The sequence below is a fragment of the Campylobacter sp. RM12640 genome, assembly GCF_020137595.1.
Lineage (GTDB): Bacteria > Campylobacterota > Campylobacteria > Campylobacterales > Campylobacteraceae > Campylobacter_E.
The window spans coordinates 30,874-47,099 of the sequence record NZ_JACGAU010000012.1 but is presented as its reverse complement, the minus strand read 5'-3'; the positions used below and the strand labels follow the sequence as shown (position 1 = coordinate 47,099).

Here is a 16,226-nt window from a genome sequence, read left to right as displayed (position 1 = left end):
ATCCTTAAAAATTAAAATCTTGTGAAGCACCTTGCGACATATTTTCATAAGTAGCCTTTACAAAAGCATTTCTTATATCGCACTCACAGAGCTTTTCACAATCTATACAAGATAATTTATTTTGTGTTTTTTGTTGGCAATCTTGCAAATTCTTTTTAGCAATTTGCAAATTACTCTCATAAATATTCATCTAAATATGCCTTTTCACTGATTGAACCAAGATAGCAAGGTGTGCTTGCGTGAATTGTGCTAAATTTTAAATTAAGCAAACTCTCATATCCTTTAGAGCCTTTTATCCCATCACTTGAAAATCCACCAGCTTTTTCGTAAATATAAGCGAAAGGAAATACTTCAAATAAAGCCCTAAGTTTTCCTAATTTACCATCATTTAATGTAGCTTCGCTTGTATTTGGATATGAAAACAATCCCCCACCTTTTATTAAAATCTGATGTAAATCACTAACCATAGCACCGCTATATCTTAAGCGGTATCCATCACTAAATATTTTATCAATCATTGCTTTATGAGCCTTGCTCCAATCTTTTTGAGTGCCGCCTGTTGCGTTTAATTTACCTTTTTCATTTAGTTTTAAATCTTTTAAGAATTTAAATTCTTTTCCATCATATTCATATAATTTTGGCTCATTTATACAAACTACTAATTGGGTTCTAGGACCATAAATTGAATAAATAGCTGCTTTTAAACTATTAGGCTCTGCAGTATTTTCATAGATAGCAAATATACTTCCTACTGTAAAATTAACATCAAATAAAGAAGAGCCATCAAGTGGGTCATACGCAACTATATATTTTGCATCATCGTATAAAAATTGCGGATTTTCTTTTTCTTCACTAATAATTGCTTTAATTGAGCCAATTTTACTAAGCTCGTTTGTAATTATCATATCGCTTAATACATCTTGTTTTAGTTGTAAATCCCCACTAGCATTGCTTAATTCTGTATAGCCATATTCAGGGTTATCAAAGCTTTGCTTAATCTTTAAAACGCTTTGTTTTATAGCTTCTATTATTTCTTGCATTAAATCTCCTTAGCATTATTCAAAACAAATTCACTAATACTAGCAATATCATCTAAATTAAATTGCTTTAAACCATAATCTTTATTAGAATAACTAGCTAATGCTAAAGAATATTCTAAATAACTCTCATCAACTTCTTTGCAAAACACACATAATCTTGGTAAAGGCAAACTTTTAAGTCCTTCAACTAAAACAATATTAGCACTAAATTGCTTTATTATTTGCTCTATTTCTAAGCTTTCGTGATAAAAAATAGTGGTTTTTACAGGACTTAAAACTGCAACTTCAGCACCCGTTTGATAGAATTTAAAACTATCTTTACCATTCGTATCAAATACTGCTTTATCTTTTGGGTCGTGCTTAATTATTGCTACCTTTAAGCCAAGCTTTTGTAAATGCTCTGAAATTTTACAAATTAGTGTAGTTTTGCCCGAATTTGATGGGCCAGTAAATGCGAATGCTTTTTTCATTGATTAACCTTTTTTATTAAAAATTATAAATTTATAAATTAAACGAAAGAGAAGTAATGAAAAAAGCTTTATTTTTAGTAATTTTGATATGTTTTACAGCTTGTGTTAAGCAAAATGATGAATTTTATAATTCAAAAGAAGAAATAATGCTAAGGTCTTATTATGTAAATGATTGCATTATTAGTTATTTAGGAGTTAAGGATAATAACGATTATTTTGTGATTGCTAGTAAAAATGAAATTGAACATATAATAATTGAAGGGTATTTGGTTCAATTTTTAAAACTGCCAAAAAATGAATTTAATTTGCCTTATAAAAATGATTTTTTATATTTTTACAAAATAATAAATACTGCTAGTAAAAAGACAAATATTGATATAGAAATTACTTTAAATAATGAAGAAACAAGAAGCGCTAAAATACAAAGAATTTCAAAATCTCTTGAATATCAATTTTAAGGGCTAAAAAACCCTTAAAATTACGCTAATAATGACGCTATTTGAGTTTGGTTAAAATTAACTTGCTGAGCGTTTTTAAAACTTTCTTCATTTTGCTTTAAAAAATTAGCGTTTAATTTAGAAAAATCTTCATTTTTAAATCTATCATTATTGTTATTTGCTGTTTTTAAACTATTTTCTATTTTTTCTAAATCATTTTTCAAATCAGCTTTATTTGTATTATTATTTTGAATTTTTGAAATCATTTCATCTTGTTGAGTGCTGATTTCTTGATATTTTTTCTCGCTTAATTTTTCTTCACTTACTTTTTTCTCATTTAGTTGTTCTACCGAAGTATCTTCAACTTTTTGAGTAGGTTTATTTTGAGCCATTAAGACATTGCTTTGTATGTTATTGTTAATTTGCATACTAAACTCCTTTTAAATTTTGCCGATTATAGCCTATTTTTCTTTTTTCTTAGTAAAAAATAATATTAATTGTAAAATAACCATAACTTTAAAAATCATTTCACTTTGCTTATGATTATCATTAAAATCTTTACTATCAGTAATGCCTAAAGCCTGCATATCAAGCACATTAGCTGTATAATAAAATACAAACACTAAGGCTAAAATCAAAATTATTAGGCTTAAAATTGGCTTTAAACTAAATAATTTATTTGAAATACTTTCATAAATAATATTTAAAAAGCTTACGAAAAGTAACAAATAATTAAATTTTACAAACACTTGTGTCATCAAAAGTCCGCTTTGAAAGTGGCTTAAAATCCCATCTCCAATAATTGCACTAGGATAAAAAATAATAGGAGCAACAACAATTCCTATGAATAATTCTACAAAAATTATTCCAGCTAATAAAAAATCATTAATTTTTTTCATAATCTAACCTTTCTGCTATAAAAACTCTATCAAAACCATTTAAATCTTTATAAAAACTAGCCTTAAAATTCTTTTCTTTTAGATAATCATTTAGGATTTCTTTTTGATCATATCCAAATTCGCACATTAAAAATCTCACATTTTCTAAATAACATTTATCAATTATTTTAAATAATATTTCATATCCTTTTTTACCACCAAAAAGCGCTGTTTTAGGCTCTTTTAATACTGATTTATCTAAATTATATTCGGTGCTAATATATGGAGGATTTGAGATAATTAGTTCATAGTCTTTAAAATTAACTTTCATAAAATCGCTAATAAAAAAATCACAATTTATATTATGCAATTTAGCATTTTCATTGGCTAGTTTTAAGGCTAATTTGTTTATATCACAAGCTTTTATATTTGCTTTTGTAAATAATTTTAAAAATATACTAATAATCCCACTTCCAAAACCTATTTCAAAAATATTTTTTATGTTATTTTGATTTATTAGATTTATTGCTAAATCTATTAGTATTTCAGTATCATTTCTAGGAATTAACACTCCTTTAGCACATTTAAATTCTAAATCTTTTATATAAGTTTTTGAGAATATGTATTGTAATGGAGTGCCGTTTTTGTATTCGTTTGCAATACTTAAAAGTTTAATTTTATCGCTTGGATTTATCACATTTGCCCTTGCGACTGAATATTCAAGCATTGAATATGAAAAATACTCCATTATAATCTGTCTTGCAATTACTTCATTGCTTAGGGCTTTTAATTCGTTAAATGTGGCTATCATTTAATGCACTTATTCTTCTACTTAAACTCGGATGAGTTTTATAAATCATTTCATAAATAGCGTTATGATCTAGCAAGGCTTTATTATGAATAGCTAATACCTTTAAAGCACTTATCATATCGTTTTTGCTAGTTTTTATTGCTCCGTGTTTATCTGCACTAAATTCATTTTTTCTTGAAATAGAATTTAAAATAGGACTTAAAATAAACGAAATTGCCGAGCCTACCATAATAAAAGCAAACAACGGGCTAGATACAAAGCCTTCTAAATTAAATTGATTTTCAAAAAAACTTGAAAAATATCCAAAAAACGCAAAGGTAATTAATAGATTTAAACCACTTATAAAAAGCATTTTTAAAATATCTTTATGTTTAAAATGCCCTAATTCGTGAGCTAATACGGCAAGTAATTCATCTTTACTCATAGTATTGATTAAAGTATCATAAAGAACTACTTTTTTTGCTCCGAACATACCCGCAAAATAAGCATTAAGTCTAGTATCGTTTTTACTAGCGTCCATACTAAATACCCCATTACTTTTAAAGCCACATTCATCTAATAATTTTGCAATATCATCTCTTAATTCACCTTCTACAGGGCTTAATTTATTAAACAATGGAACTATAAAATTAGGATAAATAACCATAGCTAAAAGACTAAAAATAAATAAAATAACAAAGCCACCTATCCACCAAAACTCGCCTAATTTAGCAATAGCAAAAAGCAAAATATAAACTAAAGCTCCACCTATAATTACTAATAAGATTAATGATTTTAAAAGGTCTTTAAAATACATTTTAGGAGTTTTTTTATTAAAGCCGTGCTTAGTATCAACAACCATAGTTTTATAATAATCTAAGCAAGTTAGAATGCAAGAATTTATAATAAAATACAATAAAACTAAAATAGTATTATCAAGCAGTGAATTAGGCTCAAAATGAACCTTTAATACATTAAATAACACCAATATAAATACGCAATTTAAAATAAGTGCTAAAAAATTATTTAGTATTGAAAATTTATGCTCAACTATAGCTATATTTTTAAATTCTATAAATTGCTCATCACTTAAAAAACCTTTATTTGTTTTTGTTTTAATATGATTTATTTCAAGTAATTTAAGTATTGTTTCAATCACAAAAATTACACTAATTATGCTAATTATCAACATTTTCTAACCTTTCTGTAAGTTCTAAAACTTCGTAATACTCATTTTCTAAAAGCTCTAATTCCTGATTTAAATTCTCAAGCCTTTCATTTAAAGCCAATATCCCATATTTTTCATATTTTGTAGGGTCGCTTAAGTATTCATTTAATAATCTAATTTCTTTTTCAATCTCTTCAATCTTAACTGGGTGTTCTTCTAGGATTTTATTTTGTTTATAGCTTAATTTTACGCTTTTTTTACGCTCAACTTTTACTGGTTTTTCTTTATCATTTTCTATTTCGCTATTTAACTCGCTTAATTCATCGTTTAATTCTAAAAGCTCACTAAATTTCATAGTTTCAATTTCAATTGATTGATTTGAAAAGGCAAAAAGCTTAGTAGCAAGTCTATCCGTAAAATATCTATCATGACTTACAAATATCAAAGCACCTTTAAAATCCATTAAATACTGCTCTAAAATATTAATCGTAGCAATATCTAAATCATTAGTAGGCTCATCTAAAATTAATACTTCATAATCTTTTGTAAAAAGTTTTGCTAAAGCCACCCTACTTTTTTCGCCACCACTAAGTGAGCCGATTTTATAAGTAAGTTGTTCTTTAGGAAATAAAAAATGCTTTAAATATCCATATACATGCATATTAGAGCCTTTCACATTGATAGTATCACCGCCATTTGGACAAAAATACTCAATCAAAGTTTCATCATCTTTTAAATCACTTTTTTTCTGGTCAAAATATCCTATATTTATCTCACCTTTTTTAATAAAACCACTGCTAGGGCGAAGTTTTTCAAGTAGAATTTGTAAAAAGCTAGATTTTCCACAGCCGTTTTTGCCTACAATTGCTATTTTTTCACCTTGTAAAATTCTTGCATTAAATGGCTTAAATAATAATTTTTCGCCTAGCGTTAGGCTAATATCGTGTAATTCAAAAAGCATTTTTTTCTTATTTGCTATAAGTGGATTTGATTTTATATCACTTGCACGGGCAAGCTCAACTCTTAGCCTATTCAAAATACTAGGATTTTTTTTAGCCTCTTCACGCATTTTAAAAATACGCTCTTTTCTGCCTTCGTTTCGCTTAAGCCTTGCTTTTACCCCACGACGCAGCCATTCTTCTTCGCTTTTTAATTGTTTTACTAAAGTTTCATAGCTTTTATTAAGGCTTTCTAGTAATCTTGCCTTAGCTTGTAAATAATTTGAATACCCACCTTCAAATTCTCTTAATTTCGCATCTTCTATTTCTACGCATTTACTTGCAATGTTGTCTATAAAATATCTATCGTGACTTATAAAAATAACACATTTTTTACTAGCTTTTAACATATCTTCAAGGTATTTACACATAGTTACATCTAAGTGGTTCGTAGGCTCATCTAAAATCAAAACATCAGGAGATTTAAGCAACATACAAGCAAGGCTTAATCTTCTTAATTCTCCACCACTAAGACTTGCTAGATTTCTATTTATAAAACTACTTAATTCAAATTCTTTTAAAGCTCTATTTATTTTGCTATCAATACTCCAAGCGTCCTTACTCTCTATTAAATCAAATAAAATTTGTTGTTTTTGCAATAATTCTTTATCATTTGGATTAGTTGATAGTTTAGAATTAATCTCATTATATTCGCTTAAAGCATTAAAAATATCGCCTAATTCTAATTTAATATATTCATCTACGCTAAGATTATAATCTATATTAATGCTTTGAGAAAGCATAGAAAAATTTATACTTGAATTAATCAACACCCTACCATTATCAGGTTCTATTTCTTTAGTAATTATTTTTAAAAATGTAGATTTGCCCTGCCCGTTTTTACCTATTATTGCGATTTTTTCGCCATCGTTTATACTAAAATTTACATTTTTTAAAATAACTTTTTCGCCGTAAGCTTTATCAATATCAATACAATCTATTAAAATCAATTTAAATAATCCTTAAGTTTTTTAAAGGCTAGTATTCTAGCCTTTAAAGATTATTTAACATCTACATCAAAATAAATTTCAACTTCTTCGTGAGTTTTCTTTCCGTGAAGTGCCGAGATTTGTTTATCAGTTGAAAGTGCTGTAAATGCTTCAGTTGTATTAAAATCAGTATTCATATTGATTACTCCTTTTACAACTAATTTACCATCAGCTACGCTATAAGTCATTGGAATTTCTTTTGTAATGTCATTAAATGTGATTACACCTATAGCATTACCACTTGTTTCATCACCTTTTACATCTTTTAAACTAGCTTCAATTTTGCTATTTTTTAGATTTGCAATATATGTTCTATGGATATTGTTTTCACGAATTTTATCTTTTGTATTTTCGTTAGCAAAATCCATACTTGCTTTAGTTCCGTTTAAAATATCTACAACAGAGCCACTTGTTTTGCTAAATTCAAATTTAGCATCATCAATAACACCAGGAACACCTAATTTTTTTTCCATTTTAAAGCCAACAAAATGAGCTTTTACACTAGCTTCATCAATAGTAATTGCATAAGCACTTGAGCCTAAAATCGCAGTAGCGATGATTGAAGAAAATATCTTTTTCATTTTTTTATCCTTTTTTTTTAAATTGAACCATTATTATACGATATTTTGTTAATCATTATCATTTCTAATAGAAAATTTTTATTAATTAAAATTTTATATATTTATGCAATTTTTTTAAGGAGAAAAAATGTTAAAACAAATTAAAAAGTTAGCTTTAGTGTTGCTTGTTAGTTCAAACTTATTTGCCTTAAGTGAAGGTGTAGAATACAATGTGCTTGAAAATCCAATTCCAAATTCTGATAATTCTTTAACAGAAATATGGTCTTATCAATGTTCGCATTGTTATTTACACCACAATCACAATACTTTAGGACTAATAAAAGAGCAATTAAAAGATTTAGATATTAGATTAATGATGGTAAAAACTTGGGGAAAATTTGGTCAAGAAATGGCTAATTTACTTGCATACGCACATTATCAAGATGAAAAAAATAAAATTAGCTTGATTGATAAAAATAGCCTATATGATAAAATTAGTAGCGTTTATTTTGTTGAAATGTTTAAAAATAAATCAACTTGGAATAATAATCCTGATGAATTTTATAAATCTGGTCTAAGTATTCTTGGAATTTCAAAGAAAAAATTAGAAAGCTTCTTGCAAAGCCCTGAAGGAAAATATTTGTTAAGCTCAACTGATATTGCAAATGAAATTGCTAATACTTACGGAACTCCAACTTTTATTGTAAATGGAAAATATGTAATCAATTTAGCTTATGCAAAATCTCCACAAATGCTTATAGATATGATAAACGAACTATCTAAAAAATAAGGATTTACTTAGGTAAATCCTAAATATTTCTAATACTTGTATTAAAAAGTAGTGAAATGTTGCATAAAATTATAAAACTCTTACAATATTTATCTTATTATTTATCTTGGTTATGCGTAGTTATTGGCTTGATTGAACTTTTTATGGGCTTTAATTTTGCTTATTATTTTATATCTGCAATTTTGCTTTCTGCTATTTATGGAAGTATTAAAAAGAGATTAGATGAGATTAAATTTAATAAATACTTTTTAATAATTTTAGCTTTAGTATCTGCTTATAAATACTATGAATTTTTTATAAAAGAGCCAAATGATTTAATAGCAAAAATCATAAATGCTAATAAAACTTGCCTAGAAAATCAAAGATATTGCATAATAAATGAAGTTACTACAAAAGAACTCAACGCTGTATTACTAGATAAAAACAATGATGAAATTCTTAAATATCTAAAAGAATATGGATTTAGAAAAAATGAGAAAAATAATATGCTGTATTTTCAAGATACTATTTATAAAAACCCAGTTGATATAGCAATAAAATTGCAAGATAATCAAATAAATAAAATATATTATAAAGCAGATAGAAAATAAATCTACTTTACGCAAAATAAGCAAATCCTACTTATATACCTTATAATGAATTTCTTGGATTACTTTATTTTTATAAATTAAAGTTATAAAAACCATTTTTCCAAATACTACATTTTTATAACAAATATTAGCGTTTTTATAACACCTTAGCATTTTAAATTCTTTAAAATATTCATAAACTTCATAAGGGCTTTTATCCTTTATGTTTTTATTAAGTGCATTGATTAAATTAATATCATCTACTAAAAAATAATCATCAAAATTAATCGTTTTAGCCTTTATAATCTGCATTACAAGTTCATTTGGCAGTTTTAAAAAATAATCATAATATTTATAGGCGCAAAATACTAGCAAGATAGCTAAAACAAGTGCTTGGTATTTAATTGTATTTTTACCAACTAATTTATAAATTATAAAAAATAAAATCGCATAAATAATGTCTAAAATAAAATCATTTTTTACATAAAGATTAAATAAAGCATTAGCTAAAGCAATAAACATTATGTAAAATGAAAAATATTTTAAAACACTAAAAAATCTATCTTTTAAATATATTTCAAAGTTTTTTAGCCTTTTAGAAATTATGTAATAAAGCATAAAAGATAGGCTTGAAATTATCAAATAAATTATAAAATCTAAGTGATTATTAAAACTCAATGGATTTATATAGATTAAATAAAACAAAGCTAAAGCTACGAAAAAGAAAAACCAAGCTAGATAAAAAAGTATATTTTTTATAAATACAATAAAATCATTTTTAAAAGCCATATTTTCTCACATTATATTATTTTAGTTTTGAAATAATTTTATTGTAAATATAATTTATTGCAAGAGCTAAATACATATAAAACAAATTAATATTTAAAATAACTTCTTCTGAAAATATTTTATAAAATTGTTGATAGTAAGTAATAAAAATAGCAATAGTTAAAAAAAATAAATAAATTGTCTTAACTCTAAAAAAATAACACACAATATGTATTATTAAAGATATAACTAATAAGCTAAAACTAGGAAAAATATTATAAAAAAGATACAATAATGCAACAATAAAAATCAAACTTATATACGCATATTCAATATTGATTTTATGTGAAATTTTATTTTTAAAACTAGCAAAAAACCACATATAAGGTAAAATGAAAAAATGAATAATTGTAAAAATTATGTTGAAAAATATATAGCTATCATTTGAGTTATGTGAAAATGCTTTAGTTAAAAGCCCTAAATCAACAGAATAATAAAGTGATAAATAAAACAAGAATAATAAAAATCTATAAATACTAATCTTCAAATAAGAAAATGGAAAAAACATAGCTTTAAAATAATCAAAATCTATTAAAGCCTTATCCTTGCTATTTAAATTAATAATAACCCAAGATATTAGCATATTAATATAGTTTTTCATTACTTTCCTTTTTTAATTAAAATAAATCTTGTATATATTCTATTCCAAGAAATGGCTCGTATCTTATTACAATATCTTTCATCACAATACCATTGTCTGTTTCATTACTAACGAATGTTATATCATAATATTGACCTTTTATAATCTTCTTGCAAGAATAAACATTATTTTTAAATTTAATTTGTTTAATTCCACTATCCTCAAAATATTTTTTAGTATTATCTCTTATTTTTGTATTAACATAATCAAATAAATCTAAATCATTTTTTATCACATAGATATATCCGCCTTTCTTTCCATCTGTAAAATACCCTTTATTAGAACTTATAATCATTTTTATTAATTCATTTGGTTCTTTTATATGTGTTATATAAAATTGTGAAATTATTAGCAAAGTTGATAAAGTAATAAAAATATATAAAACTTTTTTAGAAGGTTTATAATCTCTTATAATCATTGACATTAACAAATAAAGAAAAGCAAAAACTATCGTGCAAAGCAATAATATATCATTACAAACATTGATATAAATTAAAGATACAAGATGTATAAAAAAAATTATAAATAAAGCAAGAAAAATATTTTTCAAAATACCTATGATAAGTTTTAAAATATTAAAAATTTTACCAATACATTTCATAGTTTTACCTTTTTTGCTTGAATAGTATTTAAAATACATAAAATACAATTAAAATTCTAATTTTTATTAATATAATTTATTTTATATTAAAATCTTCTCATTAAAAAGCTTGATATTTTTATAAAAGGATTTAAATGTTTTTAAAAGAGTTTTATTAACCCTAGCTTAGGTATTAATTAAGCTAGGGTTATTTGGAATTTTATTCCCATTCTATAGTTGCAGGTGGCTTACTAGAAATATCATAAACTACTCTATTAATTCCATTAACTTCGTTTATAATTCTTCTACTTACATTCTCTAATAATTCATAAGGTAAATGAGAAAATGTAGCTGTCATACCATCACTTGCATCAACTGCTCTTAAAGCTATTGCGTTATCATAGGTTCTATTATCACCCATTACTCCAACGCTTCTTACATTTAACAATACGCAAAATGCTTGCCAAGTTTTATCATAATAACCATTTGCTTTAAGCTCTTGAATGAAAATATCATCAGCTTCTTTTAAGATATTTAGGCTTTCTTCATTTACTTCACCCATAATTCTAATTGCAAGTCCTGGACCTGGGAAAGGATGGCGATATACTAAGTCTTTAGTAAGACCTAATTCAAGTCCAAGCAATCTTACTTCGTCTTTAAATATTTCTTTTAAAGGTTCAACTAATTTTAAATTCATCTTTTCAGGTAAGCCACCTACATTGTGATGGCTCTTAATTGTTTTTGAGCTACCTACAACGCTACTTTCAATAATATCAGTATATAAAGTGCCTTGAGCTAAAAATTCAACACCTTCTTGTTTTTTTGCAAAATCTTCAAATATTTCAATGAAGGTATTTCCGATAATTTTACGCTTAGTTTCTGGGTCTGTTACACCTTTTAATTTCTTTAAGAAAATTTCTCTTGCATCAATAGTATTTAATTCTATTCCGAATTTTAATTTAAGCATACTTTCTACTTGCTCTTTTTCATTTTTTCTAAGTAATCCAGTATCAACAAAAACTAAAATAGTTTGTTCTTTAATAGCACTAGCAAGCAATGCAGCAACAACGCTACTATCTACACCTCCACTAATTGCACAAAGAACCTTTTTATCTCCAACTTGCTCTTTAATCTTTTCAATTTGTGTCTTAGCAAATGAACCCATATTCCAAACGCTTTCGCAATTGCAAACATATTTTGCAAAGTTTTTAAGAATATTTTTACCAAATTCACTATGTTGAACTTCAGGATGAAATTGTAAGGCATACATTTTTTTCTCATCATTACCATATACGCAAAATGGACTATTATCACTAACAGCAATAGTTTTAAATCCTGCTGGTAAATTCTCAACCTTATCAGAATGGCTCATCCAAACCACTTGAGATTTAGGTAAGTTTTTAAATAAACAACTATCTTCTTGAATACTAATTTTAGCTTTACCATATTCTTTATGTCCTGCAGGTGCAACAACTGCTCCAAAATGATGAGCCATTAACTGCATTCCATAACAAATCCCTAAAATCGGCAAACCTAAATCAAAAATTTCTTTATCGCAAAAATAAGCATCATTTGCATAAACACTAGCAGGACCACCACTTAAAATAATACCTTTAGGCTCATAATTTTTAATATCATTCGCACTAATATTAAATGGTAAAATAAGTGTATAAACTCCTTGCTCTCTAAGTCTTCTAGCAATAAGTTGGGTATATTGCGACCCAAAGTCAAGCACTAAAATATCTGCTTTTTCCATTAATTTCCTTTCCTAATATAAATCAAAATATTCAAATTGTAACCACCAAACAATAACACTTAGAACATAACCTAATAAAACAGTCCAAGCATATTTCATATGAGAGCCAAAGGTATAAATTCCACGCATTTTTCCCATTACTCCAACCCCAGCAGCAGAACCAAAACTAATTAATGAGCCACCTATTCCAGCCGTTAGAGTTACTAAAAGCCAATCATCTATATTCATATTTGGATTTGCTTTTAAAACTGCACTCATTACAGGCACATTATCAACTACCGCACTTAAAAATCCAACTCCAATATTTGTGCTCATAACTCCAGCAAAATCATATAATCTTGAAGCATAAGCTAGCCAACCTGCAAAATGAAGCGCTCCAACAGCGGCTAAAATACCGAAGAAAAATAGCAATGTATCCATTTCAATTTTAGTCATATATGAAAATATATTTATATCTTTTTTACCACGAGCGACATTAAATCTATAAGTATAAAGGCTTAAAAGTGATAAGCCAAACATCATTCCCCACATAGCAGGTAAGCCAAATAATGAGTGCATTAAAACTGCACTAAAAATCGTTAAAGCACCTAAGAAAATAATGATTTTTCCACCATCTTTTATACGCTCAACTTTTAAAGATTTTTCATCAAAATTAGGTTTTACATTTGGAACGAATTTGCTTAATAAAAACGCAGTAAGCCACCAACCAAGGAAACTAGCAGGAAATAATGCGAAAAAGTCTATAAAAGGACTTTTACCAGCAGTCCAAACCATAAGAGTTGTAATATCTCCAAAAGGACTCCAAGCTCCACCTGCATTTGCAGCTACAACTATATTTATAGCACCAGGAACTAAAAATTCCTTTTTTTGATTGTCAATTGTAAGTAAAACGGTTGAAAGAATTAAAGCTGTAGTTAAATTATCAGCAACAGGAGATATGAAAAATGCTAAAAGCCCAGTTAGCCAAAATAATTTTCTATAAGTATATCCCTTTGTTACAAGCTTATATTTTAAGGTATTAAACACATTACGCTCAATTAAAGCTTCAATATAAGTCATAGCAACCATTAAGAAAAACACTATTTCAGCAATCTCTTCTATTAAATCCTTTACTTCATGTTCTAATGGCTCTGTGCTTTTTCCATTTAGACACAAATAAAGCCCTAAAATAATAAACATTAAAGTTCCGATAAATATTGCAGGTTTTGTTTTGTTTATATGATATTTATCTTCAGCTGCGATAAAATAGTAACCGATGATAAATATCACTAAACATAAAATTCCCGCCCATGAAAATGTAATTTCCATAAAAGCTCCTTTTTAAAAAAATGATAGATATTATTTACTCTAATTCAACAAAGGGTAATTTTTGCGTTTGCGTTGACTTGTTATTATAATAACTTGGGTCGCTTTTATACCCACAAGCAGAAAACAACAAGGCAGCAAGTAAAACAATATGGTGGAATTTAAAAACATTGAAAATATTCATAATATTCTTTCTTCTCATAATAAAAACCTTTTATTTTTAAAGATTAATAAGCAATTAAAATTATTTATTTTAAGTATGCCACCTGACCTTAAATATAAATTAACTCAAAAAGGTGTAGTTTGTGATGTATTTAAAAAATATAATAAAAATTGCTTTAGAATTAGAGTTTATCATCCGACTTTAGCACAAGACTTAAGAAATGATTCAACTATAAAAACATTAAAAGAACATATTAAAATATATAAAAGAATTAATCCAAAAGACGCTGCTATTTTAAATCTATTTGAAGAAGAAATTATAATTAATTCTAATGCTATTTTAAAAGCATATATTGATTATGAAAAATCAAAACAACCAAAAATATTTTTAAAAGACTTAATGTGTGAGAATTTTCAAAATCTAGCGATATATGAAGAGCAAAAAATATTAATAAATAATCTAAAAGAAAGTATCAAAAAAACAAATGCAAAAATCAAATCTCTTAGACAAAATTAAATCATTACCAAATTCTTCTGGAGTTTATAGATATTATCATAATAATACCTTGCTTTATGTAGGTAAAGCAAAAGATTTAAAAAAAAGAGTTAAAAGCTATTTTGCCTTTACTCCAAGCCTTAGAGCAAATCCTAAAAACTCTCCTAGAATTATAAAATTAATTGAAGAAGCAAATAATTTAGAATATACCGCTACAAATAGTGAATTAGACGCACTGATTTTAGAAAATTCATTAATTAAACAAATGCGACCAAAATATAATATTTTATTAAGAGATGATAAGACTTATCCATATATTTGCTGTGATTTAAAAGAAGCTTATCCAAGATTTGAGATAACTAGAAAGGTTAAAAAAGACCCACTGACTAAATATTATGGGCCTTATGCTAGTGGGGCTAAGGATTTATTAGAAGCATTGTATTTGTGTTATCCATTAAGACAAATGAAAAGCTGTAAAAAAAGATGTATATTTTATGATATGTCAAGATGTTTAGCTCCTTGTGAGTTTAGCGTTAAAGATGAATATGAAAATATCTTAAAACAAGCCCTACAAGCTCTAAAAAATCCAAAACTAATGCTACAAACTTTAAATGAAAAAATGTTTAGATATGCTGATAATGAAAACTACGAAGAAGCGGCAAAAATAAGAGATATGATAAATCATATAAAGAATTTAAATCAAGAAATTGAAGTGGATTTGGCAAAAGATGTTAGTTTTGATGTATTTGCAATAACCAATAATAATGAATTCTTATCAAGCACTAGATTAGTGATAAATCACGGAAAAGTAATAAGCGTAATAAATGAAAAAATATCTAATAAAGAAGGTGATTTTTTAACCCAATTAATACTAGCAAACTATAAAGAAGGAATAATTCCTATTAATATTTATATAGAAAATCACAATGAAAATATAGAACTCTTAGAAGAATACTTAAGCAATCTTGCAAATCATAAAGTAAATATAAAAATCGCAAAAACTTTAGAGATAAAAAAACTAATTCAATTAGCTAAAAACAATGCTTTAATAAATCTTGAAAAGATTGAAAACAATATAGCAAATAAACTAAAAAGCTTTTTTAATCTTAGCAATACTCCTTATAATATTGAAGTATTTGATAATTCACATTTTCAAGGTCAAGCAATAATCGGAGCTTTAATTAGTTATGATGTGTTTTCTAATAGTTTTAATAAAAATAATTATAAAAGATTTAATCTTACTAGCAATAATGATTATGAACAAATGAGAGAAATGCTTACTAGAAGGATAAATTCTTTTGATAAATCAGCCTGTCCTGATTTGTGGATTATAGATGGTGGAAAGGCTTTATTAGATTTAGCAAACGAGCTTTTAGCTCAAAATGAAATCAATTTAGATGTAATTGCAATTTCCAAAGAAAAATTAAATCATTTAGCACATAGAGCAAAAGGTGCTGCTAGGGATAAAATACATTTTAAGGATAAGGAATTTAATCTTAAAACAAGTGATGAAATATTGCAATTTATTCAAAAACTAAGAGATGAAGCACATAGATTTGCAATTACTTGTCATCAAAATGCAAAAAGAAAACAAGATATAAAATCATCAAAATTAGAGCAAATTGGAATTTCAAAAGCTAGTATCGTAAAATTATTAAAATACTTTGAAAATTATGAAAATATATACAATGCAAGTTATGATGAAATAGCAAAAGTAACAAATAAAAATGTAGCAACGAAAATTAGCCAAATTATTAAGTAATCATTTAA

General features: G+C 26.1%; 19 protein-coding genes. 5 read left to right on the top strand and 14 right to left on the bottom strand.

Annotation, left to right across the window (positions count from 1 at the left end):
* Nucleotides 1–4: 4 nt before the first annotated feature.
* The 3 genes from AVBRAN12640_RS05980 to mobB are packed head-to-tail and all read right to left on the bottom strand — an operon-like array spanning nucleotide 5 to nucleotide 1,510.
* Nucleotides 5–190, bottom strand: a complete 186-nt coding sequence (locus tag AVBRAN12640_RS05980) for a hypothetical protein (RefSeq protein WP_214117534.1) — start codon at nucleotides 188–190, stop codon at nucleotides 5–7.
* Nucleotides 177–1,040, bottom strand: a complete 864-nt coding sequence (locus AVBRAN12640_RS05975; RefSeq protein WP_336608541.1) for a class 1 fructose-bisphosphatase — start codon at nucleotides 1,038–1,040, stop codon at nucleotides 177–179. The genes AVBRAN12640_RS05980 and AVBRAN12640_RS05975 overlap by 14 nt, the downstream gene beginning before the upstream one ends.
* Entirely contained in the window at nucleotides 1,040–1,510 is a 471-nt protein-coding gene (gene mobB, locus AVBRAN12640_RS05970; protein ID WP_336608542.1) for a molybdopterin-guanine dinucleotide biosynthesis protein B, read from the bottom strand. The genes AVBRAN12640_RS05975 and mobB overlap by 1 nt, the downstream gene beginning before the upstream one ends.
* Nucleotides 1,511–1,566: 56 nt before the next feature.
* Between mobB and AVBRAN12640_RS05965 the strand changes: the two genes are divergently transcribed.
* Nucleotides 1,567–1,968, top strand: a complete 402-nt coding sequence (locus AVBRAN12640_RS05965) for a hypothetical protein (protein ID WP_336608543.1) — start codon at nucleotides 1,567–1,569, stop codon at nucleotides 1,966–1,968.
* A 20-nt stretch (nucleotides 1,969–1,988) separates the two neighbouring features.
* Here the strand turns inward: AVBRAN12640_RS05965 and AVBRAN12640_RS05960 are convergent, their stop codons facing one another.
* Genes AVBRAN12640_RS05960 through AVBRAN12640_RS05935 form a run of 6 tightly spaced genes read right to left on the bottom strand, consistent with a single transcriptional unit; the run spans nucleotide 1,989 to nucleotide 7,351 of the window.
* Nucleotides 1,989–2,375 carry a hypothetical protein gene (locus AVBRAN12640_RS05960; RefSeq protein WP_336608544.1) on the bottom strand — a complete coding sequence of 129 codons (387 nt, stop codon included), beginning with the start codon at nucleotides 2,373–2,375 and terminating at the stop codon, nucleotides 1,989–1,991.
* A gap of 33 nt (nucleotides 2,376–2,408) precedes the next feature.
* Nucleotides 2,409–2,846: a DUF4149 domain-containing protein gene (locus tag AVBRAN12640_RS05955; RefSeq protein WP_336608545.1), complete on the bottom strand. Its 438-nt coding sequence runs from the start codon at nucleotides 2,844–2,846 to the stop codon at nucleotides 2,409–2,411.
* Nucleotides 2,833–3,636: a HemK/PrmC family methyltransferase gene (locus tag AVBRAN12640_RS05950; protein ID WP_214120462.1), complete on the bottom strand. Its 804-nt coding sequence runs from the start codon at nucleotides 3,634–3,636 to the stop codon at nucleotides 2,833–2,835. Before AVBRAN12640_RS05950 ends, AVBRAN12640_RS05955 begins: the two co-directional genes overlap by 14 nt.
* On the bottom strand, nucleotides 3,620–4,807 hold the full coding sequence (locus tag AVBRAN12640_RS05945) for a M48 family metallopeptidase (RefSeq protein WP_336608546.1): 1,188 nt from the start codon (nucleotides 4,805–4,807) through the stop codon (nucleotides 3,620–3,622). Before AVBRAN12640_RS05945 ends, AVBRAN12640_RS05950 begins: the two co-directional genes overlap by 17 nt.
* Nucleotides 4,794–6,731 (bottom strand): ribosomal protection-like ABC-F family protein, encoded by a 1,938-nt coding sequence (gene abc-f / locus AVBRAN12640_RS05940; RefSeq protein ID WP_214120464.1) that lies wholly within the window; start codon nucleotides 6,729–6,731, stop codon nucleotides 4,794–4,796. The genes AVBRAN12640_RS05945 and abc-f overlap by 14 nt, the downstream gene beginning before the upstream one ends.
* Before the next feature lie 50 nt (nucleotides 6,732–6,781).
* The gene (locus AVBRAN12640_RS05935) at nucleotides 6,782–7,351 is read right to left on the bottom strand and encodes a hypothetical protein (protein WP_336608547.1); all 570 of its coding nucleotides are present in this window, start codon (nucleotides 7,349–7,351) and stop codon (nucleotides 6,782–6,784) included.
* A 127-nt stretch (nucleotides 7,352–7,478) separates the two neighbouring features.
* On the opposite strand from AVBRAN12640_RS05935, the gene AVBRAN12640_RS05930 reads away from it, so the two are divergent.
* Nucleotides 7,479–8,120 (top strand): thioredoxin domain-containing protein, encoded by a 642-nt coding sequence (locus AVBRAN12640_RS05930; RefSeq protein ID WP_214117544.1) that lies wholly within the window; start codon nucleotides 7,479–7,481, stop codon nucleotides 8,118–8,120.
* Between the two features lie 56 nt (nucleotides 8,121–8,176).
* The gene (locus AVBRAN12640_RS05925; protein ID WP_336608548.1) at nucleotides 8,177–8,710 is read left to right on the top strand and encodes a hypothetical protein; all 534 of its coding nucleotides are present in this window, start codon (nucleotides 8,177–8,179) and stop codon (nucleotides 8,708–8,710) included.
* A 27-nt stretch (nucleotides 8,711–8,737) separates the two neighbouring features.
* On the opposite strand, the gene AVBRAN12640_RS05920 is transcribed toward AVBRAN12640_RS05925, so the two are convergent.
* The 5 genes from AVBRAN12640_RS05920 to nhaD form a co-directional block, all read right to left on the bottom strand.
* Nucleotides 8,738–9,478 carry a hypothetical protein gene (locus tag AVBRAN12640_RS05920; RefSeq protein WP_336608549.1) on the bottom strand — a complete coding sequence of 247 codons (741 nt, stop codon included), beginning with the start codon at nucleotides 9,476–9,478 and terminating at the stop codon, nucleotides 8,738–8,740.
* Nucleotides 9,479–9,494: 16 nt separating this feature from the next.
* Nucleotides 9,495–10,118 carry a hypothetical protein gene (locus tag AVBRAN12640_RS05915; protein WP_214149974.1) on the bottom strand — a complete coding sequence of 208 codons (624 nt, stop codon included), beginning with the start codon at nucleotides 10,116–10,118 and terminating at the stop codon, nucleotides 9,495–9,497.
* A 16-nt stretch (nucleotides 10,119–10,134) separates the two neighbouring features.
* Nucleotides 10,135–10,758 (bottom strand): hypothetical protein, encoded by a 624-nt coding sequence (locus AVBRAN12640_RS05910; protein ID WP_336608550.1) that lies wholly within the window; start codon nucleotides 10,756–10,758, stop codon nucleotides 10,135–10,137.
* A 199-nt stretch (nucleotides 10,759–10,957) separates the two neighbouring features.
* Nucleotides 10,958–12,493, bottom strand: a complete 1,536-nt coding sequence (gene guaA / locus AVBRAN12640_RS05905) for a glutamine-hydrolyzing GMP synthase (protein ID WP_214117549.1) — start codon at nucleotides 12,491–12,493, stop codon at nucleotides 10,958–10,960.
* A 12-nt stretch (nucleotides 12,494–12,505) separates the two neighbouring features.
* Nucleotides 12,506–13,801: a sodium:proton antiporter NhaD gene (nhaD, locus tag AVBRAN12640_RS05900; RefSeq protein ID WP_214117550.1), complete on the bottom strand. Its 1,296-nt coding sequence runs from the start codon at nucleotides 13,799–13,801 to the stop codon at nucleotides 12,506–12,508.
* Nucleotides 13,802–13,949: 148 nt separating this feature from the next.
* Here nhaD and AVBRAN12640_RS05895 point away from each other — a divergent pair, with 148 nt between their 5' ends.
* Nucleotides 13,950–14,477: a hypothetical protein gene (locus AVBRAN12640_RS05895; RefSeq protein ID WP_214117551.1), complete on the top strand. Its 528-nt coding sequence runs from the start codon at nucleotides 13,950–13,952 to the stop codon at nucleotides 14,475–14,477.
* Nucleotides 14,446–16,218 carry an excinuclease ABC subunit UvrC gene (uvrC, locus tag AVBRAN12640_RS05890; RefSeq protein WP_336608551.1) on the top strand — a complete coding sequence of 591 codons (1,773 nt, stop codon included), beginning with the start codon at nucleotides 14,446–14,448 and terminating at the stop codon, nucleotides 16,216–16,218. The genes AVBRAN12640_RS05895 and uvrC overlap by 32 nt, the downstream gene beginning before the upstream one ends.
* The last annotated feature ends 8 nt before the right edge of the window (nucleotides 16,219–16,226 follow it).

Coding starts and splice junctions, on each gene's coding strand:
- AVBRAN12640_RS05980 (WP_214117534.1), bottom strand. CDS start 190: ATGAATATTTATGAGAGTAATTTGCAAATTGCTAAAAAGAATTTGCAA.
- AVBRAN12640_RS05975 (WP_336608541.1), bottom strand. CDS start 1,040: ATGCAAGAAATAATAGAAGCTATAAAACAAAGCGTTTTAAAGATTAAG.
- mobB (WP_336608542.1), bottom strand. CDS start 1,510: ATGAAAAAAGCATTCGCATTTACTGGCCCATCAAATTCGGGCAAAACT.
- AVBRAN12640_RS05965 (WP_336608543.1), top strand. CDS start 1,567: ATGAAAAAAGCTTTATTTTTAGTAATTTTGATATGTTTTACAGCTTGT.
- AVBRAN12640_RS05960 (WP_336608544.1), bottom strand. CDS start 2,375: ATGCAAATTAACAATAACATACAAAGCAATGTCTTAATGGCTCAAAAT.
- AVBRAN12640_RS05955 (WP_336608545.1), bottom strand. CDS start 2,846: ATGAAAAAAATTAATGATTTTTTATTAGCTGGAATAATTTTTGTAGAA.
- AVBRAN12640_RS05950 (WP_214120462.1), bottom strand. CDS start 3,636: ATGATAGCCACATTTAACGAATTAAAAGCCCTAAGCAATGAAGTAATT.
- AVBRAN12640_RS05945 (WP_336608546.1), bottom strand. CDS start 4,807: ATGTTGATAATTAGCATAATTAGTGTAATTTTTGTGATTGAAACAATA.
- AVBRAN12640_RS05935 (WP_336608547.1), bottom strand. CDS start 7,351: ATGAAAAAGATATTTTCTTCAATCATCGCTACTGCGATTTTAGGCTCA.
- AVBRAN12640_RS05930 (WP_214117544.1), top strand. CDS start 7,479: ATGTTAAAACAAATTAAAAAGTTAGCTTTAGTGTTGCTTGTTAGTTCA.
- AVBRAN12640_RS05925 (WP_336608548.1), top strand. CDS start 8,177: ATGTTGCATAAAATTATAAAACTCTTACAATATTTATCTTATTATTTA.
- AVBRAN12640_RS05920 (WP_336608549.1), bottom strand. CDS start 9,478: ATGGCTTTTAAAAATGATTTTATTGTATTTATAAAAAATATACTTTTT.
- AVBRAN12640_RS05915 (WP_214149974.1), bottom strand. CDS start 10,118: ATGAAAAACTATATTAATATGCTAATATCTTGGGTTATTATTAATTTA.
- AVBRAN12640_RS05910 (WP_336608550.1), bottom strand. CDS start 10,758: ATGAAATGTATTGGTAAAATTTTTAATATTTTAAAACTTATCATAGGT.
- guaA (WP_214117549.1), bottom strand. CDS start 12,493: ATGGAAAAAGCAGATATTTTAGTGCTTGACTTTGGGTCGCAATATACC.
- nhaD (WP_214117550.1), bottom strand. CDS start 13,801: ATGGAAATTACATTTTCATGGGCGGGAATTTTATGTTTAGTGATATTT.
- AVBRAN12640_RS05895 (WP_214117551.1), top strand. CDS start 13,950: ATGGTGGAATTTAAAAACATTGAAAATATTCATAATATTCTTTCTTCT.
- uvrC (WP_336608551.1), top strand. CDS start 14,446: ATGCAAAAATCAAATCTCTTAGACAAAATTAAATCATTACCAAATTCT.